Annotated in this window: 12 protein-coding genes and 1 pseudogene; 4 read left to right on the top strand and 9 right to left on the bottom strand. The window is 72.4% G+C overall.

Annotated elements, in window-relative coordinates:
* From JOD63_RS13075 to JOD63_RS13065, 3 genes are all read right to left on the bottom strand, one after another.
* Positions 1 to 495: a recombinase family protein gene (locus JOD63_RS13075; RefSeq protein ID WP_157003953.1), complete on the bottom strand. Its 495-nt coding sequence runs from the start codon at positions 493 to 495 to the stop codon at positions 1 to 3.
* A gap of 70 nt (positions 496 to 565) precedes the next feature.
* The gene (locus JOD63_RS13070) at positions 566 to 2,383 is read right to left on the bottom strand and encodes a cation:proton antiporter (protein WP_045274992.1); all 1,818 of its coding nucleotides are present in this window, start codon (positions 2,381 to 2,383) and stop codon (positions 566 to 568) included.
* 1 nt (position 2,384) lies between these two features.
* Entirely contained in the window at positions 2,385 to 3,410 is a 1,026-nt protein-coding gene (locus JOD63_RS13065; RefSeq protein ID WP_045274993.1) for a malate dehydrogenase, read from the bottom strand.
* 63 nt (positions 3,411 to 3,473) lie between these two features.
* Here JOD63_RS13065 and ypfJ point away from each other — a divergent pair, with 63 nt between their 5' ends.
* The 3 genes and pseudogenes from ypfJ to JOD63_RS13050 all read left to right on the top strand — a co-directional run bounded on the left by ypfJ (position 3,474) and on the right by JOD63_RS13050 (position 7,581).
* A complete protein-coding gene (gene ypfJ, locus JOD63_RS13060) occupies positions 3,474 to 4,343 on the top strand; it encodes a KPN_02809 family neutral zinc metallopeptidase (protein WP_045274994.1) in 870 nt (289 codons plus the stop codon).
* A pseudogene (gene pip, locus JOD63_RS13055) lies at positions 4,307 to 5,305 on the top strand (prolyl aminopeptidase); the annotation flags it as partial. The gene ypfJ and the pseudogene pip, both read left to right, overlap by 37 nt.
* A 674-nt stretch (positions 5,306 to 5,979) precedes the next feature.
* Positions 5,980 to 7,581, top strand: a complete 1,602-nt coding sequence (locus JOD63_RS13050) for a DEAD/DEAH box helicase (RefSeq protein ID WP_045274995.1) — start codon at positions 5,980 to 5,982, stop codon at positions 7,579 to 7,581.
* A 548-nt stretch (positions 7,582 to 8,129) separates the two neighbouring features.
* Here JOD63_RS13050 and JOD63_RS13045 read toward each other — a convergent pair.
* Genes JOD63_RS13045 through JOD63_RS13035 form a run of 3 tightly spaced genes read right to left on the bottom strand, consistent with a single transcriptional unit; the run spans position 8,130 to position 13,368 of the window.
* On the bottom strand, positions 8,130 to 9,827 hold the full coding sequence (locus JOD63_RS13045) for a GMC family oxidoreductase (RefSeq protein ID WP_045274996.1): 1,698 nt from the start codon (positions 9,825 to 9,827) through the stop codon (positions 8,130 to 8,132).
* Positions 9,824 to 11,848 (bottom strand): aldehyde dehydrogenase family protein, encoded by a 2,025-nt coding sequence (locus tag JOD63_RS13040; RefSeq protein WP_084613418.1) that lies wholly within the window; start codon positions 11,846 to 11,848, stop codon positions 9,824 to 9,826. The genes JOD63_RS13045 and JOD63_RS13040 overlap by 4 nt, the downstream gene beginning before the upstream one ends.
* Before the next feature lie 56 nt (positions 11,849 to 11,904).
* Positions 11,905 to 13,368, bottom strand: coding sequence for an MFS transporter (locus JOD63_RS13035; protein WP_084613419.1), 1,464 nt, complete (start codon positions 13,366 to 13,368; stop codon positions 11,905 to 11,907).
* A gap of 448 nt (positions 13,369 to 13,816) precedes the next feature.
* On the opposite strand from JOD63_RS13035, the gene JOD63_RS13030 reads away from it, so the two are divergent.
* Positions 13,817 to 15,112 (top strand): glycosyltransferase, encoded by a 1,296-nt coding sequence (locus tag JOD63_RS13030; RefSeq protein ID WP_045274997.1) that lies wholly within the window; start codon positions 13,817 to 13,819, stop codon positions 15,110 to 15,112.
* A 157-nt stretch (positions 15,113 to 15,269) separates the two neighbouring features.
* On the opposite strand, the gene JOD63_RS13025 is transcribed toward JOD63_RS13030, so the two are convergent.
* From JOD63_RS13025 to kynA, 3 genes are read right to left on the bottom strand one after another with little or no spacing between them, the layout of a single operon-like run.
* Positions 15,270 to 16,607 carry a kynureninase gene (locus JOD63_RS13025; protein WP_084613420.1) on the bottom strand — a complete coding sequence of 446 codons (1,338 nt, stop codon included), beginning with the start codon at positions 16,605 to 16,607 and terminating at the stop codon, positions 15,270 to 15,272.
* Entirely contained in the window at positions 16,597 to 17,571 is a 975-nt protein-coding gene (locus JOD63_RS13020; RefSeq protein ID WP_045274998.1) for an amidohydrolase family protein, read from the bottom strand. Before JOD63_RS13020 ends, JOD63_RS13025 begins: the two co-directional genes overlap by 11 nt.
* Positions 17,568 to 18,440 (bottom strand): tryptophan 2,3-dioxygenase, encoded by an 873-nt coding sequence (gene kynA, locus JOD63_RS13015; RefSeq protein ID WP_045274999.1) that lies wholly within the window; start codon positions 18,438 to 18,440, stop codon positions 17,568 to 17,570. The genes JOD63_RS13020 and kynA overlap by 4 nt, the downstream gene beginning before the upstream one ends.
* Between the last annotated feature and the right edge of the window lie 26 nt (positions 18,441 to 18,466).

The following is an 18,466-nucleotide window of genomic DNA, read 5'->3' as shown; positions in this document are numbered from 1 at the left end:
TCAGCGACCGGCGTCGTACAGGTGGCGTCCGCCGTGGCTCAGCACCTTCACGACCACGCCGCGCCGGTGCAGCTCGCTCACGGTGCGGGTCTCCTCGTCGATGTCGCGACCCAGCGCGTGCACGTTCGCGACCACCAGCACATCACCGCGCTCCAGTCGCCCGAAGAGACGGCTGAGGCGCTCCTCCCAGGACTCCAGCGTCTCGGGGGCCGGGTGGCGGAAGCCCTCGATCGGCACGCCGAAGTGCGTCAGCGCCGCGCGCTGCTCGACGACCGAGGGCATGTCGTCGCGGGCGATCACGAGCCCGACGAGCCGGGAACCGGCAGGACGCGCACGCCACCAGTGGCGATCGGCCTGCAGTTCGGTGAAGCACTTGGGGCAGTCGGCTGCGGCGTGCGGCAGGTGCAGCGGCGCGGTGTCTGCACCGGGTTCCCCAGCGCTCCGGCGCGTGGACGTCTGTGCCGCGGCATCCGTGCCCGTGTCGACCTCGCTCATCGGCACCCCTTCGCTCCGCACCATTCTCTCCGAGAAACGCGTCGGCGAGTACCACCCGACACGGTCGGCGTCAGTCTGCGTCTTCGAGCCGCAGCTGCAGGCTCAGCTGATCGGCGTCGAGCTCGGCGAGGGCATGTCGCAGCGCAGCGGTGCTGTACTCCCCGCCGCTCATGAGTTCGATCAGCCGCGAGCGCATCCCCTCGATGACCGCGAGCCGCAGCTCGAGCATGTCGCGGCCGCGGACTGTCGCATCATCGTCGGGTGGTGCGGTCATGCGCGCGCCGGCCGTGGCGACGAGCTCGGCATCGAAGGAGCTCCCGTCGCGGCGTCGCAGTTTCGGTGAAGACAGGGCGGATGTCGCGGCCTGACGCAGTTCGTCGTCGAGGGCATCCTGCTCCGCCCGCTCGAGCGTCTCGTCGCCGCCGTCGTCGAGGCGCAGCAGCCGGACGACGCCCGGCAGGGTGAAGCCCTGCAGCATGAGACTGCCGATGGCCACGGCGAAGGCCACGAAGATCAGCAGCGGTCGGTCGGGGGTGTCGTCGCGGGGGAGGGTCTGGGCAGCCGCGAGCGTCACGACGCCGCGCATGCCCGCCCAGACGATGACCACGCCGTGCTTCCATCCGAGAGGCGACGCCTCGTAGTACGAGATGTCGGCGAGCGCCCGTGCCACGCGCGACCGCATCGAGTCGAGACGCCGCGCACTGCGGGCGGGATCGTCGGCAGACGCCCGCTGCCGCCGACGCTCGAGGCGTCGCCGGCGTGCTGCACCCCGGCGGCTGCTCGTCGCGCCGGGCGGCGGGCCCGGGATCGCGCCCGATTCCGCGATCTCGTCGATGCGCTCGCTGATCGCCTCGAGCCGCTCGCGCTGACGGTCGCGCGCGCGTCTACTCTGCAGCCACACGAGCAGAGTCACGTAGACGGCGCGCACCGCGAGGATGATGCCGAGCGCCCCCGCGGCGAGGGCGAGTCCGGTGCCGAGACCGTTGTGATCGTCGAGGTTGCCCTCGACGATGTCGCTCAGCTCGAGCCCCATGAGGAGGAAGACCGCGCCTTCGAGGAGCAGTTCGATGGTGCGCCAGTTCGTCTCGTCCGACAGGCGCTGCTCGGGGGTGAAGCGGCGCGCCGCGCCTTGGCCGGTCACGATGCCGGCGACCACGGCCGCGACCAGGCCCGATCCGCCGAGGTGCTCGGTGGGGAGGAACGCGATGAACGGCACCGTCACCCCGATCGCCGTGTTCGCGGCGGAGTTGCGCACGTGCTCGCGCAGGCGCAGGTTGAGCCATCCCACCACTCCGCCGACCGCCACGGCGACGATGACACCCCAGGCGAAGGCCGGGAGGAAGCCGATGCCGACGGTGCCCGTCTCGGAGGCGCCGCCGAGCGCGACGGCCGCGATCATGGTGCGCAGCAGCACGAGGGCGGTGGCGTCGTTGAGCAGGCTCTCGCCTTCGAGCATGGTCACCACGCGGCGCGACACCCCGAGCCGCTTGACGATCGAGGTCGCGACGGCGTCGGTGGGGCTCAGGATGGCGCCGAGTGCGACAGCGATGAGCGGGTTCATGCCCGGGATCGCGAGTACGAAGAACACGGCGAGCACGGCGGAGCTGACCACGACGAGCAGGAACGACAGACCGGCGATCGGCCCGAAGTCGCGCCGGAACTCGATGGCGGGCAGCGAGATCGCCGCCGAGTACAGCAGCGGCGGCAGGACGCCGACGAGGATGATCTCGGGGTCGACCTCGGGAACCGTGACGAACGGGAGGAGGCTCACGCCCGCGCCGATCAGCACGAGGATCAGCGGACCGGCGATGTTCACCTTCGGCGCGACGGCCGTCGCCAGTGCGATCGCGAGCACGGCGCCGATCGCGATGAGGACGGCTTCGGTCACCTCACACCGCCCCGAGGCTGCGCACGGCGTCGCGCTCGGCGGCCAGTTCCACCACCGATGCGTCGATGCGCCCCCGGGCACGCGCGTCGAGGTCGAGTCCCTCGACGATGCGGTAGCCGGTTCCGTCGGAGACCACGGGGAACGAGCACACCAGCCCCTCGGGCACGCCGTACTCGCCGCGTGACAGCACCGCAGCCGACGTCCAGCCGTCGGCGGTGCCGAGCCGCTCGCTGCGCACGTGCTCGATCGCCGCATTCGCGGCTGACGCGACCGACGACGATCCGCGCACCTCGATGATCTCGGCGCCGCGACGCGCGACGCGGGGGATGAACACGTCGTCGAGCCACGCCGTCGCCGCCGCCGCGCCGCCCAGCCGCGCCGCGAGCGCCTCGGTCACCGGCATCCGGTCGCCATCCCTCACGACGGTGGCGTGCGAGACGTCGGGGAACTGCGACGCGGAGTGGTTGCCCCAGATGGCCACGCCCGCGATGTCGCCCGGTGCGACGTCGAGCTCGGCCGCCAGCTGACCGACGGCGCGATTGTGGTCGAGGCGTGTGAGCGCCGAGAAGCGGTCGGCGGGCACATCGGCAGACGCGGCCGCCGCGGCGATGAGCGCGTTGGTGTTGGCGGGGTTGCCGACGACCACGGCTCGCACGCCCGGTGCGGCGGAGGCGGCGATCGCCACGCCCTGCGGGCCGAAGATGCCCGCGTTGGCCTGCAGCAGGTCGGCGCGTTCCATGCCGGGCCCACGGGGGCGTGCACCCACGAGCAACCCGACTTCGCATCCGTCGAACGCCACGCGGGCGTCGTCGCTCAGCTCCACCGCCGACAGCAGGGGGAACGCGCAGTCCTGAAGCTCGAGTGCGGCGCCCTCGGCGGCGCGCATGCCCTGCGGGATCTCGAGCAGGCGCAGGCGCACGGGGCATTCCGGGCCGAGCATGTCGCCCGCGGCGATGCGGAACAGCAGGGCATAGCCGATCTGCCCTCCGGCGCCGGTGATGGTCACGGTCACGGGTGCGCTCGCCATGCGATGAGCCTACGCGGGCCCCACCTCCTCGCCCAGGGACCGACCCGGGGGTACCGTGAGGCCATGACGTTCAACGACAACGCGCGCGTCGGGGGCAACACCGCGCGTCGTCGTGGGGCGGGAGTGGCGGTGGCCGGGGGCGGCATCGCCGGCATCGGCGCGATCGCCGTGCTGCTGCTGAGCCTGTTCACCGGCGGCGACTTCTCGGGCCTCATCCCGGCGCTCCCCGACGCCGGCGGCGGCGGGGAGTCGGAGATCGCGAGCTGCGAGACCGGACAGGATGCGAACTCGAACGACGAGTGCCGCCTGGCCGCGGCATCCCTCGCCATCGATCAGTACTGGGCCGAGCAGGTCGACGGCTACCGGCAGCCGCAGCTCATCATCGTCGACGGGCAGACGCAGTCCCAGTGCGGCGTCGCGTCGAACCGCACCGGACCCTTCTACTGCCCGCCCGAGGAGGCGGTGTACATCGATCCGACGTTCTTCGCGCTGCTGCGCCAGCAGTTCGATGCGTCGGCCGGCCCGCTCGCGCAGCTGTATGTGCTCGCGCACGAATACGGGCACCACGTGCAGAACATCACCGGCATCATGGACCGCTATCCCGACAACGGCACCGGGCCCGACAGCAACGGCGTGCGCACCGAGTTGCAGGCCGACTGCTTCGCCGGCGCCTGGGTCGGTCAGATGACGGAGCAGACAGACGAGGCAGGCGTGCCGTTCCTGCAGACGCCCACACGGCAGCAGGTCGCCGATGCGGTGAACGCCGCCGAATCGGTCGGCGACGACCACATCCAGCAGGAGTCGGGCGGCCTCGTCAATCCCGAGAGCTGGACCCACGGATCCAGCGACCAGCGTGAGCGCTGGTTCGAGATCGGGTACCAGAACGGCGTATCCTCATGCGACACATTCGGCACTCCGGGGGGAAGCCTGTGAACGAGCATCTCGACGACATCCTGTATCCGCCCATCGAGCCGTATCAGACGGGCGACCTGATCGTCGGAGACGGCAACCGGGTCTACTGGGAGCAGAGCGGGAACCCCGACGGCAAGCCCGTGGTGTTCCTCCACGGCGGTCCGGGAGCGGGCACCTCGCCGTGGCATCGCCGGTTCTTCGACCCCGCGAAGTACCGCATCATCCTGTTCGACCAGCGCGGGTGCGGCAGATCGACGCCGCACGCGAGCGAGCCCGACGCCGACCTCCGCCACAACACGACGTGGCACCTCGTCGCCGACATCGAGCTGCTGCGCAAGAACCTCGCGATCGACCGGTGGCAGATCTTCGGCGGGTCGTGGGGCAGCGCACTCGCGCTCGCGTACGCGGAGGCCTACCCGCAGGCGGTCACCGAGATCGTGCTGCGCGGGGTGTTCACGCTCCGCCGCCACGAACTGGAGTGGTTCTACGAGGGCGGCGCCTCGGCGATCTTCCCCGACGCGTGGGACGACTTCATCGCCCCGATTCCGGTGCTCGAGCGCGCTCGCATGATGGAGGCCTACCATCGCCGCCTCGCCGACCCCGATCCGGCCGTGCATGTGCCGGCCGGCATGTCGTGGTCGCGGTGGGAGGCGACGACTCTCACTCTCCTCCCCGACGCCGAGCTCATCGCCGCGATGACCGAGCCCGCGGCAGCCACCGCGTTCGCGCGCATCGAGAACCACTACTTCCTCAACCGCGGGTGGTTCGAGGAGGGGCAGCTGATCGCCGGCGCTGAAGCGATCCGCGACATCCCCACCGTGATCGTGCAGGGGCGATACGACGTCTGCACCCCGCCGATGACGGCCTGGGACCTGCGCCGGGCGCTGCCCGACGCCGAGTTCGTGATGGTTCCGGATGCCGCTCACGCGGCGTCCGAGCCCGGCATCGCCCGCGCGCTGCGCGCGGCCACCGATCGGTTCGCGGATGAGCCGGTGCGGGAGTACGTGGCGGCCGTGTCGGACGAGTCCGAGTCGATCGCTGACGAGCCGGACGCTGCGGCGGGGGAGCAGGACCTCGTGGAGGAGGGTGACGTCGAGGGGCCGCAGGACGGCTCCGAGGAAAGTGCTGCGGCGCTTGACTCCGCTGAGGAGACCGCTGCCGAGGGGGCGGAAGACGAGTCCGAGGAAGGTGCCGCCGAGGACACCGAGCGCACCGAGGACGCCGAGCACACCGAGGTGGAGCATTCCGAGGGCGACGAACCCGACGGTGACGTGTCCAGCGGCGACGAGGCCGAGTCCGAGGCATCTGTCACTGACGAGCCTGAGGGTGAGGCATCCGTCGTCGACGAACCTCGGGCGAAGAGCCGCAAGGAGAAGCGCAAGGACCGCAAGGCGCGGGGCCGCAAGGGGGCATTCGGCGACGACGCCGGCGAGTCCGATGACAGCGAATCCGCCGGCGTCCAGGAACCGTCCGAGGCTCGCTGATAGGCTGGGTGCACTTGCAGCGCTCCGTCGCGCTTCTCGCGTCGTAGAACGCTTCCCCTCCCGCCGCCGCCCGCCAGGGCGATGCCGGTGATGACTTTCGTACGGCGACCCGTGGGCGAAGTCCGTCCACGGCCACCGACCAGGGCGCATCCGCGCCCGGAGACAGACTCCTCATGACTGATGTCACTTTCGGCGCGCTCGGCGTGCCCCAGCCTCTCGTCGCCGCTCTCGCGGCCGACGGCAAGACCACCGCGTTCCCGATCCAGATCGGCACGCTCCCCGACACCCTCGCCGGCCGCGACGTGCTCGGCCGCGGCAAGACCGGCTCGGGCAAGACCCTCGCCTTCTCCATCCCGATGGCCGCGCGCCTCGGCGCCGACGGCATCCCGCGCGGCGCCCGCCGCCCGCGTGGACTCGTCCTCGCCCCGACGCGCGAGCTCGCCACCCAGATCGACGCCACCCTCGCCCCGCTCGCGAAGGCGTACGGCCTCACCACCACCACGATCTTCGGCGGTGTCAGCCAGGGCCGTCAGGTTGACGCGCTGCGCGCCGGCGTCGACATCATCGTCGCGTGCCCCGGCCGCCTCGAAGACCTCATGAAGCAGGGCTTCGTGCACCTCGACCGCGTCGAGGTCACCGTCATCGACGAGGCCGACCACATGGCCGACCTCGGCTTCCTGCCCGGTGTCACCCGCATCCTGTCGGCCACGCCCGGCGGCGGCCAGCGCCTGCTGTTCAGCGCGACCCTCGACAACGGGGTCGACAAGCTCGTGAAGCGCTTCCTGCAGAACGAGGTGCTGCACTCGGTCGACGAGGCCCACTCGCCGGTCGCCGCCATGACGCACCACGTCTTCACGATCGCCGACGCCGACCTGAAGAAGGACGTCGTCAAGACGCTCGCCTCGGGCACCGGACGGCGCATCCTGTTCATGCGCACCAAGCACCACGCGAAGAAGCTCGCGAAGCAGCTGACCTCGCAGGGCATCCCCGCCGTCGACCTGCACGGCAACCTGTCGCAGCCGGCGCGTGATCGCAACCTCGCCGCCTTCTCGTCGGGTGCCGCCAAGGTTCTGGTCGCGACCGACGTCGCCGCTCGCGGCGTTCACGTCGACGACGTCGAGCTGGTCATCCACGTCGACCCGCCCACCGAGCACAAGGCGTACCTGCACCGCTCGGGCCGCACCGCCCGCGCCGGCGCCGAGGGTGCCGTCGTCACGCTCGTGCTGCCCGAGCAGCGCCGTGACGTGAAGGACCTGCTGCGCAAGGCAGCGATCACCGCGACTCCGGTCGACGTGACTGCCGAGTCGACCGAGGTCGCCGCGCTCGTCGGCGAGGTCGCACCGTACGTCAAGCCCGAGCCCGTCGTCGTACAGCCGCAGGGCCGCAGCCAGGGCGCGAACGCCCAGCGCAAGCGCGCAGCACGCGCCGGCGGTGGCGCCGGCGCCGGCCAGGGCGGTCAGGGCGGCCAGGGTCGCTCGGGCAATGCGTCGGGCGAGGGCCGGGGTCAGGGCCGCGGTCGCGGTCAGGGCGCGGGCCAGGCATCGGGCCGTGGCCAGGGCCAGCAGGCTTCGGGTCGCGGTCAGGGTCAGGGTCGTGGTCAGGGTGCCGCGCAGGGCGGGCAGCAGCGCGCCGACCAGGGTGGTGCCGGCCGTTCGGCGCAGCCCGCAGGCAACCCGCGCACGCCCGGCCGCCGCGCTTCGAGCTCGGGCACCGGCAAGCTGATGGTCGGCTCGGTCGTCCGTCAGAACGGCGGCAACCGCCGCGGCGGTCGCTGACCCGCAGAAACGTCGAACGCCCCCGGCCTGAGGCCGGGGGCGTTCTCTGTGCTCGGGCGCCGGGCCCGGCTCCCGGCCTCGCCGCTGCGTGTGCACTGACTCAGGATGAGACGGCGCTGGGCGCCCGTCTGCGCTTGTCGCGGGTGTTCATCCTGAGTTGGTGCACGCGCCAGCGTGCTGGGCGTCGGTTCCTCGGCGCCGGGCTCGCGCCGTGAAGCCGTCGGCCTCGCCGCTGCGTGTGCACTGACTCAGGACGAGACGGCGCTGAGCGCCCAGACCTGGCTTGTCGCGGGTGTTCATCCTGAGTTGGTGCACGCACCAGCGTGCTGGGCATCGGTTCCTCGGCGCCGGGCCCGCGCCGTGAAGCCGTCGGCCGCACCGCTGCGTGTGCACTGACTCAGGATGAGACGGCGCTGGGCGCCCGCCTGCGCTTGTCGCGGGTGTTCATCCTGAGTTGGTGCACGCACCTGCGTGCTGGGCGTCGGTGAAGCGCCGCGGTCACACAGATGCGGGCAGGCGCCGGGCTGCGTCGGGGCCTGCGGCCGCGCTCAGCGCCCGCGGATGAGGTCGGCGCCGCGCTCGCCGATCACGATCGCGGGAGCGTGGGTGTGGCCGCGGATCACCGTCGGCATGACGGATGCGTCGACCACGCGCAGGCGCCCGACTCCGCGCACCCGCAGTTCGGGGTCGACGACGGAGGCGGCATCCGTCCCCATCCGCGCCGTGCCCACGGGGTGGTAGAGCGTGTGCGAGTAGCGGCGCATCGACAGCTCGGCGCGCTCGGCCGGTGACATCTGCTCGCCGCCGGCGGGCTGCACCCATTCGCTGGTGGTCACCGTGCGCAGCGCGTCGGTGTCGATGAGCCGCTCGCACGCGGCGAGGCCGGCGAGCAGGGTCGCGGCGTCGACGCCGTCGGGGTCGGATAGGTACGCGGGGTCGATGACAGGCCCCTGGTGCGGATCGCCCGACGCCAGCCGGATCGTGCCGCGGCTGCGGGGCTTCAGCAGGATCGCGCCGACCGTCACGCCGTGGGCCGGGGTCGGCACGAGGCCTTCGCCGACGTACGGCACGGGCGCGAAGATGATCTCGATGTCGGGCAGCTCGGCGGGCGCACCGGTGCGGCCTGCGACCTCGGTGCGCACGAAGCCGTAGGCCTCGGCGACATTCGAGGTGAGCATGCCGCGCCGTCGCGCGAGGTACGAGACCAGCTCGCCGGGTTTCTCGGCGTCGTAGAGCGTGCCGCCGGGCGCCGCGGGGGCGAGGCCGGCGACCAGGTGGTCCTGCAGGTTCGCGCCGACGTCGGGTGCGTCGACGAGCACACGGATGCCGTGGTCAGCGAGATGCCCCGCCGGTCCGATGCCGCTCAGCATGAGCAGCTGCGGAGTGTTCACCGCTCCGCCAGCGAGCACGACCTCGCGGCGGGCACGCACGTGCCGGGTGATGCCGTCGATCTCGACGTACACTCCCGACGCCTGCGGCTCTGCGCTCGCGGGGGCGCCGGTCGCAGCATCCGTCCCGCCGGTTCCGGCGGGCTCGAACGTGACCTTCCGCACGTGCGCGCCGGTGACGATGCGCAGGTTCGCGCGGCCGCGCGCGGGCTTCAGGTACGTGTCGGCCGTGGACGCGCGGGCGCCGCGGTGCTGGGTGACCATGGTCTGCGAGAACCCCTGGCCCGACGGCAGGTTCGGCGCCGTCACCGGATACCCCGCTTCGCGCACGGCCCGCAGGAACGCGGCGGTGTGCGGGCGCGGGTCGCGCTGGTGCTCGATGGACTGCGGACCGTCAGTTCCCTGCGTCGGATGCGTCGCGTCGGCGGTGTGCTCGGCGCGCACGAAGTACGGCACCAGGGCATCCCACGACCAGCCGTCGCCCGCGGTCTCGGCCCACTCGTCGTAGTCGGCGGCGAACCCGCGCACCCACATCATGGCGTTCAGCGATGACGAGCCGCCGAGCGTCTTGCCGCGTGGCCAGAACACGGTGCGGTCCTCGAGCTCGGTCTGCGGGACCGTGTCGTAGCCCCAGTCGTTCTCGCCGCGGAAGAGCTTCGAGAACGCCGCAGGGACGTGCAGCTCGAGCGCTTTGTCCGGCCCGCCCGCCTCGAGCAGCAGCACCGACACCGCGGGGTCTTCGCTGAGGCGCGCCGCGACGACCGCTCCAGCGGATCCGGCGCCGACGACGACGTAGTCGGCCTCGAGGCCGTCGGCGCCGAACAGCGCGCCCGCGGGCGCACGGCGCACCGGGCTCATGCCCGCATCGCCTTCGCGAAGGTGCTCACGAGTCCGGGGAGCGAGCCGTCGATGAGGTACCGCGTGAGTCCGGCGCACACCTCGGCTCCGGTGCGCGCCGTGACGAACCACGGGGGCGTCGGCAGCACGGTGAACACGCCTCGGCCGAAGGCGCGGGGGAACGGACGGAACGGTCCTCGGCCGATCGAGCGCTCGACGCGGTCGAGCAGCAGGGCGTTGTGGACCACGCCGATGCCGCTCGACACGTCGGCGGTCGTGGCACCGGGGAAGCCGCCCCACGTCAGGGTCGCCGAGAGGAACACGAACGCCGTCCAGGTGTTGATCGCGACGGCGCCGTAGCGCAGATCGGCGATCGCCCGCTCGAAGCCGTCGCCGAGCGCGGATTCGGTGACCGGGTCGATGAGCACGTTCGCGCCCAGGGTGCCGGTGAGCTTGTCGTTCGCGTGGGCGACGGCGGCGTCGAGGAACTCCTGGCCAGTGCCGGGCACCTCCACGATGCCGAGCACGGGGGCGAAGTACTCGATGCTCTCGACCGGATCGGATGTGCCGGTGCCGGTGCCGGTGCCGGTGCCGGAACCGACCGAGACGATCGCACGGGTGCGGTCGGCCGACCACACCGCGTCGGGATACGCCTCGGCGACGGCGCCGAGCCGCTCATCGCTGCGCGGATACCAGACCGGACGCCGCGGCGCAGTGGCGTAGACCGAGTGCAGCTCCCGGAGGAACTGCTCGCGCTGCGGCCAGTCGGCGCTCACGATCACCACCTGACCGGCGATGCAGTTGTGCCCGGAGTTGACCAGCCGCATCGTCGCGACGTGCTCGGCCTGATACTTCAGGTCGGCGTCGGTCCACACGCCCGGCACCACGATGATGGGCGAGACGCCGCCGAGCTCGGCGGTGATCGGCACCTGCAGCTGCGGTGCGTCCGCCGCGCGGTTCGCCGCGCCCTCGGCGCCCGTGCCCCAGACGATCGCGTCGAACGTGGCAGCCGAACCGGTGATGTGCACGTGGGCGAGACCCGAGTGGCCCGTGAGGTAGGCGCCCGCGGCGGGTCCGCCGCGCACGATGCGGAGGAACCCCGGCTCGATCAGCGGAGCGAGCGCCCGCTCGAACACCGGCACCAGGGCATCCTGCGTGGGGTTCACCTTGAGGAGCGCGACGCGGTTGTGGGCGAACAGCTCGTACAGCACGTCGGACACGGGGATCGAGGTGACGTTACCGGCGCCGAGTACGAGCCCGACGCCGCCGTTGTCGCCCGGCGTGAGCTGCGCGAGCCCCGCGGTGTTCCGCGCCTCGGCCGCCGTGACGCCCGGTTCGAGCCACACCTCGCCGGTGAATCCCGACAGCAGCAGCTTGTCGCGACCGTTCGCCGGGAACGACTTCACGCGAATACGCCCACCCGGGGCGGGCGCCACGGTGACGCCGTCGAGCGGGCTCGCGCCCGTCGCGATCGCGTCGAGCGAGCTCGCGAGCGCGTCGAGGAGGGTGATCACGGCGTACGGGCCGCCCAGCCATTCCTCGCCCGAGAGCACATGGCCCGGTGCGAGCCCCTTCGACGCGCACGCGATGTCGACCCATTCCTGCGCGACGGTGCCGATCGAACGACGGATGCTGCGCACCAGGCGCGCACGCTGGCTCACGGTGAGCGCAGCCCAGACGTGCGATCCGCCGGCGAGGTCGCCGATCGCGGCGTCGAGCGCCGCGCGCTCATCGGCCGGGAGAGCGGGCGCGGGGGTTGTGGCCGCGGCCTTCCGTGCGGCACCCGCCTTCGCGGTCGCACCCGACTTCGTCGCCGCAGGCGCCGTCGAAGCGGCACCCGTCTTCGGAGTCCGCTTCGTCACGGATGCCCCGGCCGTCGTCTTCGCACCCGCTGCCGCGGCGCTGTTCGCAGCGGTCCGCTTCGCCGCGGGCTTCGCGGTGGATCCCGGCGCAGGCTTGGTCGCGCCCGACCCCGTCGTGGTGTCGGTTCCGCCCGGCTCGCCGGACTCGGGTGTCGCGCTGTTCGCGGGAGTGGGGGCCATGTGGTGCTCCTTCGGACGATTCGTCGGCATCCTATGACAGCGACTGCAACGCGGTCTCAGACCCCGAGCGACTCGATGTCGCTGCGACGCAGGGTATAGCGCGAGAGGGTGAGGAGGCTGAGCACGATCAGCACCGCCGGCACGACGCTGAAGCTGAGCGCGATGCCGGTGACCGCGGCATCCGGCTGCGTCACCGACTCGGCTGCGGTCGACGAGACGTACCCCGTGACGGCGAGGATGATCGACAGCGTCGTCGCCCCGAGCGCGAAGCCGACCGTCTCACCCGCGGTCCACACGCCGCTGAACGCGCCCGCATGCCCCGGGCCGTTGGCGTGCTCGTCGTGCGAGATCACGTCGGGGAGCATGGCCATCGGCAGCGACTGCATACCGGCGTACGCGATGCCGGCGATGCCCACGGGCACGTAGATCCATTCGCCGGGCGCCCAGAGCACCCCGACGATCGACACCGCGGCGATCGCGAACACCGTGCTCGCGATCGCGAAGATGCGCTCCTTGCCGAAGCGTCGCGCAGTCACACCCCACGCCGGCGCGGCGAGCAGAGCGGGCGCGATGAGGGCGACGAAGAGCAGTTCGACCGCGGTCTCGGAGCGCAGCACCCACGTCGCGACGTACTGGGCGCCGGCGAGCATGAGGCCCGTCGCCAGCGCTTGAAGCACGAACGTGCCGAGCAGCATCCGGAACGGACGGCTGCGCCGCAGCGCGTTGATCCCCGCGGCGTAGTGGTGACGGATGCCGGTTCCCGAGGCGCGGAGCGCATCGGTGCGCACCGGAACGACGTTGCCGCTCGGGCCCGCAGTGACAGGGCGGCGTGCGACAGTCGTGGCGACCAGCATCCCGATCCCGATCGTGAGACCGGCCACGACGCCCATGACGAGGTAGCCGATGACCGGGTCGTCGCTCACGCGGCTGCGCAGCGCCGGGCCGCCCGCGCCGAAGAGCAGGATCGCCAGGGTCAGCACCACGACGCGCCAGGTCAGCAGGCGCGTGCGCTCGTCGTAGCGCGGGGTGAGCTCGGCCGGGAGGGCGATGTACGGCACCTGGAACAGGCTGAACGCGGTGGCGGTGAGGAGGAACGCGACGAACACCCAGGCGGCCCCGATCGCGGGACCGAGGGCGGGCGGCACGGCGAAGGTGAGGGCGAACAGCACCGGGATGCTCGCGCCGCCGATCACCATGAGGCGACGGCGGGTGCCGTGGCGGGCGAGGTCCCGGTCGGTGAGCGCGCCGATCACGGGGTCGATGACGACGTCCCACACCTTCGCGAGGGTGATCACGAGCCCGGCGACGATGGCCGCGACGCCCAGCGAGTCGGTCAGGTAGTACGTGAGCACGAGGCCCGGAAGGGTGGCGAAGCCGCCCGTGCCGAGCGAGCCGATCGCGTAGCGCGAAATCGTCGCAGCGGAGAGCCGACCCGTGGCGGGTGCGGTGGATGCAGCGGGGGCGGCGTCGGGCGCAGCGGAGGCTGCGGTCGCGCCGGCGTCGGGAGCGTCGGTGCCCATCGCGCAAGTGTAAGCGCCGGCCGCGGCCGCGCCGCGCGCTCGCCGGCCCGCTGTGGAGAAGGCCCGGGTGCGGGTGCTCGTGCTGGTGCTCGTGCTGGGTTCCGCTGTCGCATTCGGCGGTGGGACCTGTGGTTTGGGGCAGGTGAGCGTCGGGGGTCCGCTCGTGGGATGGTTCCGCTGTCGCGTTCGGCGGGGGGACCTGTGGCTCGGGGCAGGTGAGCGTCCGGGGTCCGCTCGTGGGATGGTTCCGCTGTCGCGTTCGGCGGGAGGAGCCGTGGTTCGGGGCAGGTGAGCGTCCGGGGTCCGCTCGTGGGATGGTTCCGCTGTCGCATTCGACGGTCGGACCGGTGATGTGCGACAGGCGAGCGTCCCGTTCCTGGGGCGGTCGCGGAGGCGACGCCCTAGGCTCGGAGCGAGGGGCGCGCGCGGGGCGCGCAGAGGGGATGCCGTGACCGTGCGCGTGCTCGTCGTGGACCACACCGGCCAGGAGGGTGGCGCGGAACTCGCGCTGCTGCGCGTCGTCGAGCGCATCGGCGGCGCCGACATCACCGTCCGCGCGCTGCTGCTCGAAGACGGACCGTTCCACGGCCGACTCACCGGTGCCGGGATCGAGACCGCGGTCCTCGCAGCCGACGCACGCACGAACCGCGCCTCGCGCGACCGGGTGATGGCACCCGCTGCCGCGGCGCGCACGGCGTTCACCACGCTCGGATTCGTGCCACGCCTCGCGCGTGCCATCCGCGGCGCGCAGTGCGACCTGGTGGTCGCCAACTCCCTCAAATCGGCGGTGCTCGTCGCCCTCGCCGCCCCGCTCGCCGGGCGCCGGTGGGTGTGGCACCTGCACGACCGGCTCGCCCCCGACTACCTCCCCAACGTGCTCGTTCGGGCGATGCGGATGCTGGCGCTCATCGGCCCGCGACGGATCGTCGTCAACTCCGAGGCCACCCTGCTGCTCCTGCCCGAGCGGGCCCGCCGGAAGGCGCACCTCGCCTACCCCGGGCTGTCGCCCGAAGCGTTCCTGGATGCCGCCCCATCTCAGACTGCCGCCTCGGTCGGCGAGCCCGTCGAGCCGCCCCCCGCACCCGCGGTCGGCGAGCCGGTCGAGCCGCTTCCCGCCGCGGTCGGCGAGCCCGTCGAGCCGCCCCTTTCCGCGCCGACCGTCACGATGATCGGCCGCATCAGCCCCACGAAAGGCCAGCGCGAGTTCCTCGAGGCGGCGGCCATCCTCGCCCGCGACCGCCCCGACGTGCGGTTCCGCATCGTCGGCGCGGCCCTCTTCGCCGAGGAGGACTACGCGGCGCAGATCACCCGGCACGCGGAATCACTCGACCTCGGCGGTCGCCTCGAGCTCACCGGCTGGGTGTCCGACCCGTCGGCGCTCCTGCGCTCGGCAGCCGTTCTCGTGCACGCGTCGCCGGTGCCCGAGCCGTTCGGCCAGGTCGTTGCCGAGGCGATGGCTGCGGGTATCCCGGTGGTCGCCACCGACGCCGGCGGCGTGCGCGAGATGCTCGATCCCGATGCCGCCGCCGAGGCGGGGAGCGAAGTGCAGGTCACCCGTCTCGGCATCCTCGTGCCGCCGGCCGACTCCGCCGCGCTCGCCGAGGGCATCGCGCGCGTTCTCGACGATCCGGATGCCGCGGCTCAGCGCACCGCGGTCGCGCGGGAGGCGGCATCCGATCGCTTCCGCATCGAGAGCACGGTCGCCGCCGTGCGCGCGGCGTGGTTCGCGGCCGTGCGGAGCTGACGACGTCGGACCGCGTGGGATCGCCGCGCTGACTACGCCCGATCGCGCCGCGCTGACTGCGCCCGACCGCTGCGCGCAGTCAGCCAGCGGATCGCACCTGCTCGATCACGCCGGACCGCGTGGGGCGGCGTGGATGCGGCGGACCATGCCGGCGCGGTCACACCTCGGCGCGCACCGCCTCCTCGACGGCGCGCAGACCGGTGAGCACCTCGGCGAACGAGGTCGACAGGGGCGACAGCCCGATGCGCAGGCCGTCGGGGTCGCGGTAGTCGGGGATCACGTCCTGCGTCCACAGTCGCGCCGTGACCGCGCGCATCGCCGGGTGCGACAGTGTCACGTGCCCGCCGCGGGCGGTCGAGTCCCGCGGTGACGCGACCGTCACGCCGAGCGGAGCGAGCAGCGCGTCGGCGACCCGCACCGCGAACTCGGTGAGGGCGATCGACTTCGAGCGGATCGCCTCGATGCCGGCCTCGTCGATCAGGTCGAGGGTGTCCTGCATCGCCAGCATCCCGACGATCGGCGGCGTGCCCGACAGGAACCGTCGCAGTCCGTCGGCGGGGCGGTACTGCGGGCCCATCGCGAAGACGTCGGCGGTGCCCATCCAGCCCTGGATCGGCTGCGCGAGCCTCCCCTGCAGCCCCGCGGCCACGTACGCGAACGCGGGCGATCCCGGCCCGCCGTTGAGGTACTTGTACGTGCACCCGACGGCCAGGTCGAACCCCCACTCGTCTGCCCGCACCGGCACCGATCCGGCGGAGTGGCACAGGTCCCACACGATGAGCGCGCCGACGTCGTGGGCGATGCGGGTGAAGGCTGCGGCGTCAGCGAGGTAGCCCGAACGGTAGGCGACGTGCGAGAGCAGCACCACGGCGGTGCGCGGGCCGACGGCGGCGGCGAGTGCCTCGGCAGTCACGCCCGAAGCGGTGTCGACGTCGATCCACCGCACCGCGCCGCCGCGCTCGGCGGCGATGCCCTCGACGAGATAGCGGTCGGTGGGGAAGTTGTCGCGGTCGACGACGATCTCGACCCGCTCGGGGTCGGCGGCGTGCTGGGCGTCGAAGGCCGCGCGGAGCACCTTGTACAGCAGCACCGTCGTGGAGTCGCCGACGACCGTCTGGCCGGCGGCTGCGCCGATCGCCGCGGCGCCGATGCGGTCGCCGATCACGAAGGGCAGCTGCATCCACGATTCGTCCCACCCGCGGATGAGGCGCCCGCCCCACTCCTCGGTCGCGAACGTCGCGAGGCGCTCCACCGCCGCGCGCGGCGGCCTCCCCAGCGAGTTGCCGTCGAAGTAGACGAGCGACGACTCCGATCCGACGAAGCGGTCGCGCAGTCCGCGCAGCGGATCGGCGGTGTCGAGGACGGATGCCTCGGCCTCGAGGTCGATCGGCTCGAGGTCGATCGGCTCGGGGTCGGTCGTCGCGGGGCCGGTCGGCTCGGGGTTCGTGGTGGCGGGGTCGACGGCGCCTGGATCCGCCGCCGGGTCAGCGTGCATCGTGGATCAGCTCCTCGGACGGCACGACGCGTGCGCCGGCGAGCCATGCCGGCAGGTCGGCGTCGTCGGAGGGCACCGCGCCCGGCACGAACGTGCACACGCCGCTCGGGGCAGCGGCGGCGGGCCACGGGTCGGCGAGCGCGGCGACGACGGCGGCCGGGTCGAGCCCTGCAGTCAGCAGCAGCCGCAGTTCCTCCGCGTTCACGCCGACGGGCTGGTCGCCGTTGCCGAGGTCGGTGCCGTAGAGCACGCGGCCGCCGGCGGCGGCGAACGCGGCGAGGTTCGCGACCGCCATTTCGCGCGAAGACGGTGAATGGATGCCGAGCGTCGAGATCCACGCCTGGCCCGAGGTCGCGGCATCCGTGATCGCATCGGCGTCGAGCCGCTCGTCGAAGGGGGTGTGCGCGACCACGTCGACGCCGATCTCCAGGGCGAGGGCAGCCATGCCCACACCCTGGCAGTGCGCGACGACGGGCAGCCGGCGCTCGCCCGCCGCAGAGACGATCGCCTCGAGCACGGCGCGCTCGGGGATGGGGCCCGCGGCGGCGTTGAGCGAGAGCTTGACGACGGATGCCCCGGCGTCGGCCTGCGCGTCGACCGCGGTGCGGGCGCCGCCGGCGACGCCGGGGTGGGTCGAGGCATCCGTCACGACATGTGAGATCCGATCCGGCGCCCACGGACGCCCGATCGGGTACCCGCCAGCCGCCGTCAGGAACGCGCCGGCGAAGCTCACCCGTGGGAATCCGCCGCCGTCGATCCGAGCCAGGGCGACCGGGTCGCCGCCGAGGTCGACCACGGCGGCGATGCCGTGCGCCGCGAGCCCGGAGGAGTCGATCAGGTGCAGGTGCACGTGGTGGTCATGGAACGGGGGGAGTGAGACGCCCGCCTCGCCGGTCGAGGCCGATCGCGCCGGGAGCGCATGCGCGCCGAGGCGGGCCTGCAGGGCGTCGAGGTCGATGCTCATCGGCCGATCTCCGTCCGCACCGCGAACAGCTCGGGGAAGAAGGTGAGCTCGAGCGCCCGCTGCAGGAACGATGCTCCGCTCGACCCTCCGGTGCCCGACTTCATGCCGATGATGCGCTCCACCGTCTTCAGGTGCCGGAACCGCCACAGCTGGAAGTTGTCCTCCAGATCGACGAGCTCTTCGCAGGTCTCGTACGCCGCCCAGTTCTGCTGCGGGTCGTCGTAGATCGCGGTGAAGACGGGAACGAGCTCGGGGGTGAACTGCCACGCCTGTGTGACGTCGCGCTCGAGCACCGCTGTCGGGATGTCGTAGCCCGACCGAGCGAGCATCCGCAGGAACTCGTCGTACAGGCTCGGCGCGTCGAGGGCGGCCTTCACGAGGGCGTGCGCGGCCGGGTCGGACTCGAAGACGCGCAGCATCCCGGCGTTCTTGTTGCCCAGGGTGAACTCGATCGCGCGGTACTGCGCCGACTGGAACCCGCTCGCGTTGCCGAGGACGCCGCGGAACTCCGCGTACTCCGCAGGGGTCAGCGTCGCGAGCACCGACCACTGCTCGGTCAGCGTCTTCTGGATGTGCTTGACCCGCGCGATGCATTTGAGCGCGGGGGCGAGGCGGTCTTCGCGCAGCATCCTGCACGCCGCCGACAGCTCGTGGAGCACCAGCTTCAGCCACAGCTCCGTCGTCTGGTGCTGGATGATGAAGAGCAGCTCGTCGTGATGCTCCTCGCCGCCGCTCTCGCCGCTCAGCGGCCGCTGCGCCGACAGCAGCGTGTCGAGGTCGAGATAGCCGCCGTAGCTCATGCGGTGGGCGAAGTCGGTGACGACCGAACCCTCGATCGTCCGGGTGTTCCGCTCGACGCCTTCGCTCACGACTCAAGACTAATGAGCGGATGCTG

The organism is Microbacterium terrae (assembly GCF_017831975.1).
In the GTDB taxonomy this organism is placed as follows: domain Bacteria; phylum Actinomycetota; class Actinomycetes; order Actinomycetales; family Microbacteriaceae; genus Microbacterium; species Microbacterium terrae.
Note: the sequence above shows the minus strand (reverse complement) of the source record. Positions and strands in the feature narration are given on the sequence as shown.